Source organism: Pseudomonas sp. KCJK9058, assembly GCF_046230975.1.
GTDB classification, from domain to species: domain Bacteria; phylum Pseudomonadota; class Gammaproteobacteria; order Pseudomonadales; family Pseudomonadaceae; genus Aquipseudomonas; species Aquipseudomonas alloputida.
The window spans coordinates 181,249-190,716 of sequence record NZ_JBJJLR010000003.1; the positions used below are offsets into that span (position 1 = coordinate 181,249).

The 9,468-nt window shown below is 62.8% G+C and carries 7 protein-coding genes; all 7 read left to right on the forward strand.

Annotated features, from left to right (window positions below; translation table 11 throughout):
* Positions 1-91: 91 nt before the first annotated feature.
* The 7 genes from ACK59Z_RS03905 (at position 92) to ACK59Z_RS03935 (ending at position 8,967) form a co-directional block, all read left to right on the forward strand.
* Positions 92-1,684: an ABC transporter substrate-binding protein gene (locus tag ACK59Z_RS03905; RefSeq protein WP_003255252.1), complete on the forward strand. Its 1,593-nt coding sequence runs from the start codon at positions 92-94 to the stop codon at positions 1,682-1,684.
* Between the two features lie 228 nt (positions 1,685-1,912).
* Complete coding sequence (locus ACK59Z_RS03910; RefSeq protein WP_108192178.1) at positions 1,913-3,292, forward strand: OprD family porin; 1,380 nt, start codon at positions 1,913-1,915, stop codon at positions 3,290-3,292.
* Between the two features lie 78 nt (positions 3,293-3,370).
* Positions 3,371-4,981 (forward strand): ABC transporter substrate-binding protein, encoded by a 1,611-nt coding sequence (locus ACK59Z_RS03915; protein WP_108192179.1) that lies wholly within the window; start codon positions 3,371-3,373, stop codon positions 4,979-4,981.
* A gap of 91 nt (positions 4,982-5,072) precedes the next feature.
* On the forward strand, positions 5,073-6,083 hold the full coding sequence (locus ACK59Z_RS03920; RefSeq protein WP_003255257.1) for an ABC transporter permease subunit: 1,011 nt from the start codon (positions 5,073-5,075) through the stop codon (positions 6,081-6,083).
* 10 nt (positions 6,084-6,093) lie between these two features.
* A complete protein-coding gene (locus ACK59Z_RS03925) occupies positions 6,094-7,020 on the forward strand; it encodes an ABC transporter permease subunit (protein WP_003255259.1) in 927 nt (308 codons plus the stop codon).
* 10 nt (positions 7,021-7,030) lie between these two features.
* On the forward strand, positions 7,031-7,999 hold the full coding sequence (locus tag ACK59Z_RS03930) for an ABC transporter ATP-binding protein (protein ID WP_003255260.1): 969 nt from the start codon (positions 7,031-7,033) through the stop codon (positions 7,997-7,999).
* Complete coding sequence (locus ACK59Z_RS03935) at positions 7,999-8,967, forward strand: peptide ABC transporter ATP-binding protein (RefSeq protein ID WP_003255261.1); 969 nt, start codon at positions 7,999-8,001, stop codon at positions 8,965-8,967. The genes ACK59Z_RS03930 and ACK59Z_RS03935 overlap by 1 nt, the downstream gene beginning before the upstream one ends.
* Positions 8,968-9,468 lie beyond the last annotated feature (501 nt).

The following is a 9,468-nucleotide window of genomic DNA, read 5'->3' on the forward strand; positions in this document are numbered from 1 at the left end:
TGTCGTCCTGCGGCCATACGCTGCGGGGACGGCGAACTGTTGCCGCCATTCGTACCCGGAGGCGGCGCGAACAGATGAAAAAGGATTTGCCATGCGCCACGTTACCCGCCTTTCCGCGCTGCTGGCTCTGGGCCTGGTCAGCCAATCCCCGGTCCTGCTGGCCAACAACCTGGTGTTCTGCTCTGAAGGCAGCCCCGCCGGCTTCGACACCGCCCAGTACACCAGCGCCACCGACAACGACGCCGCCGAACCCATCTACAACCGCCTGGTCGAGTTCGAACGTGGCGGCACCGCCGTGCACCCGGCCCTGGCGACGCACTGGGAGGTGTCCGACGACGGCCTGCGCTACACCTTCCACCTGCGTGAAGGGGTCAAGTTCCACAGCAACAAGGCCTTCAGCCCGAGCCGCACGTTCAACGCCGACGATGTGCTGTTCACCTTCAACCGCATGCTCGACAAGGGTCATCGGTTCCGTCAGGCCTACCCTACCGAGTTTCCCTATTTCAACGGCATGGGCCTGGACAAGAACATCGCCCGCGTCGAGAAGACCGACCCATTGACCGTGGTGTTCACCCTGAACACCGTCGATGCCGCGTTCGTCCAGAACCTGGCCATGAGTTTCGCCTCCATCCTCTCCGCTGAATACGCCGAACAGCTACTGGCCAGTGGACGCCCCAGCGACATCAATCAGCAGCCTATCGGTACCGGGCCGTTCGTGTTCCAGCGCTACCAGAAGGATTCGCAGATCCGCTACAAGGGCAACAAGGACTATTGGGCAGCGAACGAGGTGAAGATCGACAACCTGGTGTTCTCGATCAATACCGACCCGTCGGTGCGCATCCAGAAGCTGCGCCGCAACGAATGCCAGGTCACCCTGCACCCCCGCCCGGCTGACCTGCCGGCGCTCAAGGCCGACAGCACACTGCAGGTGCTCCAGCAACCAGGCTTCAACCTCGGCTACATCGCCTACAACACCCAGCACCCACCTTTCGACCGCCTGGAAGTGCGCCAGGCAATGGACATGGCGGTCAACAAGAAAGCCATCCTCCAGGCGGTGTATCAGGACGCCGGCCAACGGGCGGTCAACGCCATGCCACCAACCCAGTGGTCCTATGACGACAGCATCAAGGACGCCCCGTACGCGCCCGAAAAGGCCAGACAGCTGCTCCAGCAGGCGGGTGTCAAACCTGGCACCGAGGTCACCCTGTGGGCCATGCCGGTGCAGCGCCCGTACAACCCCAATGCCAAGCTGATGGCCGAAATGCTCCAGGCCGACTGGAGCAAACTCGGTTTCAAGGTGCGCATCGTCAGCTACGAATGGGGCGAATACCTCAAGCGTATGAAAAACGGTGAGCACGACATCGCCCTGATCGGCTGGACCGGTGACAACGGCGACCCGGACAACTGGCTGGGCACCCTCTACAGCTGCGATGCCATCGGCAGCAACAACTACTCGCAGTGGTGCGACCCGCAGTACGACAGCCTGGTCAAGCAGGCCAAGCAAGTGACCGACCGTACGCAACGCACCGCCCTGTACCAGCAGGCCCAGCAGCGGCTCAAGCAGCAGGTACCGATTACGCCGGTGGCGCATTCCACCGTGAGCCAGCCGCTTAGCGTCAAGGTTTCCCAGTTCAAGGTCAGCCCGTTTGGGCGCAATGATTTTTCCGGTGTGAGTGTTGATTAAGCGTTAGCCAGTACCGGCCTCTTCGCGGGCAAGCCCGCTCCCACAGGATCTCGACAGGTTCGGACACTGCGCCCTACCTGTGGGAGCGGGCTTGCCCGCGACGAGGCCAGAACGGCCAACACAACGCCCCGATTCTGCCCGGCGATCCCGCGGCACCCCTGGCAACACCGCAGCAATCACCCGGCCCACAAGGCCGGCCATAACTAGAAAAGAAAGGGAGCTTTAACCTTGAAAGTATTCACCTTGACCGCACTGGCGTTATCCATCGGTGCCTTTTCCACGGTGGCCCAGGCAGATTCGCAGAGCCAGGACTACCTCCCGCTCACCCTCAAAAGCAGCAGCGAGCAAGCGCAAGCCAGCGGCTTCATCGACGGCCAAAGCCTGTCCGGCAGCACCCGCAACTGGTATGCCCGCGAACGTGCCGCACGCGCCCCGCTGTGGAAGTACTACAAGAACGACGGCACCCGCCACGACACCCACAGCCGTGAAAACTGGGTCCAGGGCACCATCCTCAATTACAGCTCCGGCTTCACCCAGGGTACCGTGGGCTTCGCCGTCGAGGCTGCCGGCTACAACGCCATCGCCCTGCAGCAGAGCCGCGAAGCCATCGCCGGCCCCAACAACCGCACCCTCACCCACAGCGATGGCGACCCCGTCGGCCAGTGGAGCAAACTGGGCCTGGGCAATATCAAGGCGCGCGTGTCCAACACCACCCTTACCCTTGGCCGCCAGTCGGTGGACACGCCGATGATCGCCTACATCGGCAACCGCGCCCTGCCCTCGAGCTTCCAGGGCGCGTTCCTGCACAGCGCTGAATTCGACAACCTCAGCCTCGACCTGGGCACCTTCGACCGCGTCTCGCCACGTACCGAACAGAGCCTCAGCAAGTTCCGCAGCGAGTACAGCGCCACCGGCGTGGAAACCGACCGCGCCAGCACCGCCGGCATCAACTACCAGCCGTTCAAGAGCCTGAGTACCAGCCTGTACGCCACCAAGGTCGACGACTTCTGGAACCAGTACTACTTCGGCGCCAACCATGTGCTCGGCGACAGCGCAGTGCTCAGCCTGAGCACCGGCCTGAACTACTACAAGACCGTCGACGCCGGCAGCCAGAAAATGGGCAAGATCGACAACGACACCTACAGCCTGTCACTGGGCCTGACCCATCAGGCCCACACCCTCAGCGCCTCCTGGCAGCAGGTCAACGGCAATGAGTACTTCGACTACCTGCACGAAACCAACGGCATCTTCCTGGCCAACTCGCTGCTGTCGGACTTCAACGGCCCCAACGAGAAATCGCTGCAGATTTCCTATGTGCTGAACATGGCGCCCTATGGCGTGCCAGGCCTGAAGTTCAACCTGTACAACGCCCGCGGCTGGGGTATCGACGGCACCCACTACCGCGGCACTGCCTACGACGTGAATGGCCTGGATGGCGAAACCCACTATGAGTGGGGTATCGGCACCAGCTACGCGCTGCAGAGCGGGCCGCTGAAAGACACCAGCATCCGCGCCACCTACACCACCCATCGCGCCAGCAAGGCCCAGGGCGATGGCAGCCTGGATGAGTTCCGCGTGGTCACCACCATTCCGTTCAACATTCTCTGAGCGCGGGCGCCACGGCCTGCTTCGCTGCGGGCCGTGGCAGCTACGCTGGAATCAATGCACGCAGGGAGACTTCAACCTATGCAGATAGCTTTCAGGAAAACGCCAATGCTGCGCCTTACCCTGGCAGCGCTGATACTGGGCAGCGCCACGCATCTGGCCGCCAAGCCGCTGGTGGTGTGTACCGAAGCCAGCCCGGAAGGGTTCGACGTGGTTCAGTACACCACTGGGGTCACTTTCGATGCCGCGTCCGAAACGCTGTTCAACCGCCTGGTCGACTTCAAGCCCGGCACCACCGATATCCAGCCGGCCCTGGCCGAGCGTTGGGACATTTCAGCCGACGGCCTGACCTACACGTTTCACCTGCGCCAGGGGGTGAAGTTCCACAGCACCGAGTACTTCACCCCTACCCGTGAATTCAACGCCGACGATGTGCTGTGGAGCCTGCGCCGCCAGCTCGACCCCGCCCATCCATGGCACGACAAGACCAGCGTCGGCTACCCGTACTTCGAAAGCATGGCCTTCAAGCAACTGCTCAAGTCGGTGGACAAAACCGACGACCACACGGTGGTGATCACCCTCACCCGCCCGGAAGCGCCGTTCCTGCGGGACATGGCGATGGGGTTCACCTCGATCTACTCTGCCGAATACGGCGACCAGTTGCTCAAGGCCGGCAAGACCGCAGCGCTGAACAGCAAGCCGATCGGCACCGGCCCGTTCATCTTCCAGCGCTACAACAAGGATGCGCAGGTCCGCTTCAAACCTAACCCGGATTACTTTCGCGGCAAGCCGCCAGCCGACGCCCTGATATTCGCCATCGCTACCGATAGCAACGTGCGCCTGCAGAAACTGCGCGCCAACGAGTGCCAGGTGGCGTTGTACCCCAAACCCGAGGATGTGCCGTCGATAAAGGCCGACGCCAGGCTCAAGGTCGCAGAGACCGAAGCGTTGGTCACCGGCTACATCGCCATGAATACCCAGCACAAATACCTCAACGACGTGCGCGTGCGTAAAGCCATCAACATGGCCTTCGACCGCCAGACCCATGTCAACCAACTGTTTGGCAAAGGCAACGCACTGGTGGGTGTAAACCCCTACCCACCCACCATGATCGGCTACAACACCCACAACCAGAACCCACCGCGCGACCTCGACAAAGCCCGCGCCCTGCTCAGGCAGGCCGGTGTACCCGAGGGCACGGTAATCACCCTGTTCACCCGCAACGGCGGCGGCATGACCAACCCTAACCCGCGCCTGTCCGCCGAAATGCTGCAAGCCGACCTCAAGCAGATCGGCCTGAAGCTGGATATTCGCGTGATGGAATGGGCCGAGATGCTGCGCCGCGCCAAGCAGGGCGAAGCCGACCTGGTGTCCACCGGCTGGGCAGGCGACAACGGCGACCCGGACAATTTCCTTGGCCCGCTGCTCAGTTGCGAGGCCGCCAAAAACGGTGAGAACTACGCGCGCTGGTGCAACTCGAAATTCCAGGAGCTGATCACCCGTGCCCGCGAGGTGATCGACAACGACGAGCGCGCAAGGCTCTATAGCGAGGCATTGAAGGTGTACGATGACGACCAACCCTGGATCAGCATGGCCCACCCCAAGGTGTTCACGGCCATGCGTGACAACGTGGAGGGCTACGTGATCAGCCCTCTGACCAACAATAACTTCGCCACCACCAAGGTGAAGTAGAACAACAACGACCGCCGGCGACCCACACGGGGACCGGCGGCACTGCCGTACCGGGCTGATCGCCCCACGGCCTGATGAGGTAACCCCGACAATGTTGAGTTTTATTGCCCGGCGCCTTGGCCTGCTGATACCGACCTTTTTCGGCATCACCTTGCTGACCTTCGCGCTCATACGCCTGATCCCCGGCGACCCGGTGGAAGTGATGATGGGCGAGCGCAGGGTCGACCCCGAAATGCATGCCCAGGCCATGGAACGCCTGGGCCTGAACAAGCCACTGCCGGTCCAGTACCTGGACTACGTCGGCAAACTTGCCCAGGGTGACCTTGGCGAATCGCTGCGCACCCGCGAAAGCGTGTGGCGCGAGTTCCTCACCCTGTTCCCGGCCACCCTGGAACTGGCCTTCGCCGCCCTGCTGTTCGCCGGCGTCGTCGGCCTGCTGGCCGGTGTAATCGCCGCACTCAAGCGCGGTTCCCTGTTCGACCACGGGGTCATGGGTATATCACTGGCCGGCTACTCGATGCCGATTTTCTGGTGGGGCCTGATCCTGATCATGTTCTTCTCCGTGAGCCTTGGCTGGACCCCGGTTTCCGGGCGCATCGACCTGCTCTACGACATCGAGCCGAAAACCGGCTTCATGCTGATCGACACCCTGCTCAGCGATGAAGAAGGCGCGTTCAAGGACGCTGTGATGCACCTGATCCTGCCGGCCATCGTGCTCGGCACCATCCCGCTGGCGGTGATCGCCCGCATGACCCGCTCGTCGATGCTCGAAGTACTGCGCGAAGACTACATCCGCACCGCCCGCGCCAAAGGACTGTCGCCGGCCCGTGTGGTGTTCGTCCATGGCCTGCGCAATGCCTTGATCCCGGTGCTGACGGTGTTCGGCCTGCAGGTCGGCACGCTGCTGGCCGGGGCGGTGCTGACCGAAACCATCTTTTCCTGGCCGGGCATCGGCAAATGGCTGATCGAAGCCATCGGTGCCCGTGACTACCCCGTGGTCCAGAACGGCATCCTGTTGATCGCCTGCCTGGTGATTCTGGTCAACTTCGTCGTGGACATCCTCTACGGCCTGGCCAACCCACGCATCCGTCATCAGCGCTGAGGCCCTTGCCATGACTAGCCCGATTACAAAATCCGTGTCACCGGCCAGCCCGGTGGACCAGAGCCTGCTCTACCCCTCCCCGTACAAAGAATTCTGGCAAGCCTTCGCGCGCAACAAAGGCGCGGTCATGGGCCTGGCCTTCATGTGCCTGGTGGTATTCTGCGCGCTGTTCGCGCCTTGGGTCGCCCCACATGACCCGAGCGAGCAGTACCGCGACTTCCTGCTGACCCCGCCGGTGTGGCTGGAAGGCGGCACCTGGCAGTTCATCCTGGGCACCGACGAACTGGGCCGTGATCTGCTTTCGCGGCTGATTCAAGGTGCACGGCTGTCGCTGCTGATCGGCCTGTCGTCAGTGGTGATGTCACTGATCCCGGGCATTCTCCTTGGCCTGCTGGCCGGCTTTTTCCCGCAGTTGCTCGGCCCGTCGATCATGCGCCTGATGGACGTGATGCTGGCGCTGCCGTCGCTGTTGCTGGCCGTGGCCATCGTCGCCATCCTCGGCCCTGGCCTGATCAACACCGTGATCGCCATCGCCATCGTTTCCCTGCCGTCCTACGTGCGCCTGACCCGCGCCGCGGTGATGGGCGAACTGAACCGCGACTACGTCACCGCTGCCCGCCTGGCCGGCGCCGGCTTGCCCCGACTGATGTTCGTCACCGTGCTGCCCAACTGCATGGCACCGCTGATCGTGCAGGCGACCCTGAGTTTTTCCTCGGCGATCCTCGACGCCGCTGCGCTGGGTTTCCTCGGCCTCGGCGTGCAGCCGCCTACCCCCGAGTGGGGCACCATGCTGGCTTCGGCCCGGGATTACATCGAGCGCGCCTGGTGGGTGGTAAGCCTGCCCGGCCTGACCATCCTGCTCAGTGTGCTGGCAATCAACCTGATGGGCGACGGCCTGCGCGATGCGCTGGACCCGAAACTCAAGAACGCCGCCTGAGGAGAACGCCATGTCACTGTTGCAGATCAACAACCTGAATGTGCGCTTCGGCGACGCCAACGCGGTACCGGTGGTCGATGGCCTGGACCTGGCGGTGGATGCCGGCGAAATCCTGGCCATCGTCGGCGAGTCTGGCTCGGGCAAGTCGGTCACCATGATGGCCCTGATGGGCCTGATCGATGCGCCCGGGCGCATCACCGCCGACGCCCTCACCTTCGACGGCACCGACATGCTCAAGCTCAGCGGCCGTCAGCGGCGCAAGGTGGTGGGCAAGGACATCGCCATGGTCTTCCAGGACCCGATGACCGCGCTCAACCCCAGCTACACCGTGGGCTTCCAGATAGAGGAAGTGCTGCGCCAGCACTTGGGCCTGAAAGGTAAGGCTGCACGCCAGCGTGCTCTGGAGCTCTTGAAGAAGGTCGAGATTCCGGCCGCCGAAAGCCGCCTGGACGCTTACCCGCACCAGCTGTCAGGCGGCATGAGCCAACGTGTGGCGATCGCCATGGCCATTGCCGGCGAGCCCAAGCTGCTGATCGCCGACGAACCGACCACGGCCCTCGACGTGACCATCCAGGCACAGATCATGGAACTGCTGGTCAACCTGCAGAAGGAGCGCAACATGGCGCTCATCCTGATCACCCACGACCTCGCCGTGGTCGCCGAAACCGCCAGGCGGGTGTGCGTGATGTACGCCGGCCAAGCCGTGGAAGTGGGCCAGGTGCCAGAACTGTTCGATGTGCCCGCCCACCCTTACAGCGAAGCCCTGCTCGCCGCGATCCCCGAGCACAGCATTGGCGCCGAGCGCCTGGCCACACTGCCTGGCATCGTCCCCGGCCGCTACGACCGCCCGGTCGGCTGCCTGCTGTCACCACGCTGCCCCTATGTACAGGACAATTGCCGGCGCCAGCGCCCGCCCCTCGACCCACAGGCCCACAGCCTGGTGCGTTGCTTCTACCCGCTGAATCAGGAGGTGGCGTGATGGCCGTCGTTCTATCTGCCCGGGAGCTGACCCGGCACTACGAAGTCTCCCGCGGGCTGTTCAAGGGCCATGCGCTGGTGCGCGCGCTCAATGGCGTGTCGTTCGAACTGGAGGCCGGCAAGACCCTGGCCGTGGTCGGCGAGTCGGGCTGCGGCAAGTCGACCCTGGCCCGCGCCCTGACCCTGATCGAAGAACCGTCGTCCGGCTCGCTGCAAATTGCCGGCACCGAGGTGAAGGGCGCCAGCAAGGCAGAGCGCAAACAACTGCGCCGCGATGTGCAGATGGTGTTCCAGAGCCCCTACGCCTCGCTCAACCCACGGCAGAAGATCGGTGACCAACTGGCCGAACCGCTGCTGATCAACACCTCGCTGAGCAAGGCCGAGCGCCGCGACAAAGTGCAGAAGATGATGGAGCAGGTCGGCCTGCGCCCCGAGCACTACCAGCGCTACCCTCACATGTTCTCTGGCGGCCAGCGCCAGCGTATCGCCCTGGCCCGGGCGATGATGCTGCAGCCCAAGGTGCTGGTGGCCGACGAACCGACCTCCGCGCTGGACGTGTCGATTCAGGCGCAGGTGCTGAACCTGTTCATGGATCTGCAGAAGGAGTTCAACACTGCCTACGTGTTCATCTCGCACAACCTGGCGGTGGTACGGCATGTGGCGGATCAGGTACTGGTGATGTACCTGGGGCGGCCGGCGGAGATGGGGCCGAAGGAGGACATCTACAACAAGCCGCTGCATCCCTATACCCAGGCGCTGCTGTCGGCGACACCGGCGATTCATCCAGACCCGTTGAAGCCGAAGATTCGCATCGTCGGGGAGCTGCCCAACCCGCTGAACCCGCCGGATGGGTGCGCGTTTCACAAACGCTGCCCGTATGCGACCGAGCGGTGTGCCAAGGAGGTGCCGGCGCTGAGGCAGGTGAGTACGCGGCAGGTGGCTTGTCACTATGCCGAGCAGTTTCTCTAATCTTGTGAGGTGATACGCGAAGGGGACGAGAAAGCCGATGAGGCTGCCGGGGTAGTGTGAACTGCTCCAGTCTTCGGTCCCCTTCATCGAAACGCTGATAAGGAATGATGCATTACTGATGCTGAGTGCAACTCCTCCAACAACTACGACTTTTCTGACAGGCGCCTCTGAAACTCAAAAAAATTCAGACTTCGTGCGCAAAGCCCCTCCCCTCTCTACAACCCAGAAAACTCCCGGGACGTGGCTCTATGACACCACGCTAAACCGCGCATAACCCTTGCCATACTTGGCTTTCGCATCGTTGACAGCGCGGCGCACGGGTCTATTTACTTGACACCTTTCACGGAAGATTACACGGCAATTGGATTGAAACGCTCACCGTGCATTTCAGGGAGATGCCCATGATCATGGATCGACTCGACCGGGTCGCACGTTGTCCCGTATCTGGCGAACAGGAGTAACCCCTCATGTTCGAAGCGGCTAGGTTCGGCGACGAGATAT

Bases quoted from the DNA above. Each gene is read 5' to 3' on its own strand.
- ACK59Z_RS03905 (WP_003255252.1), top strand. From the start codon at position 92: ATGCGCCACGTTACCCGCCTTTCCGCGCTGCTGGCTCTGGGCCTGGTC.
- ACK59Z_RS03915 (WP_108192179.1), top strand. From the start codon at position 3,371: ATGCAGATAGCTTTCAGGAAAACGCCAATGCTGCGCCTTACCCTGGCA.
- ACK59Z_RS03920 (WP_003255257.1), top strand. From the start codon at position 5,073: ATGTTGAGTTTTATTGCCCGGCGCCTTGGCCTGCTGATACCGACCTTT.
- ACK59Z_RS03925 (WP_003255259.1), top strand. From the start codon at position 6,094: ATGACTAGCCCGATTACAAAATCCGTGTCACCGGCCAGCCCGGTGGAC.
- ACK59Z_RS03930 (WP_003255260.1), top strand. From the start codon at position 7,031: ATGTCACTGTTGCAGATCAACAACCTGAATGTGCGCTTCGGCGACGCC.
- ACK59Z_RS03935 (WP_003255261.1), top strand. From the start codon at position 7,999: ATGGCCGTCGTTCTATCTGCCCGGGAGCTGACCCGGCACTACGAAGTC.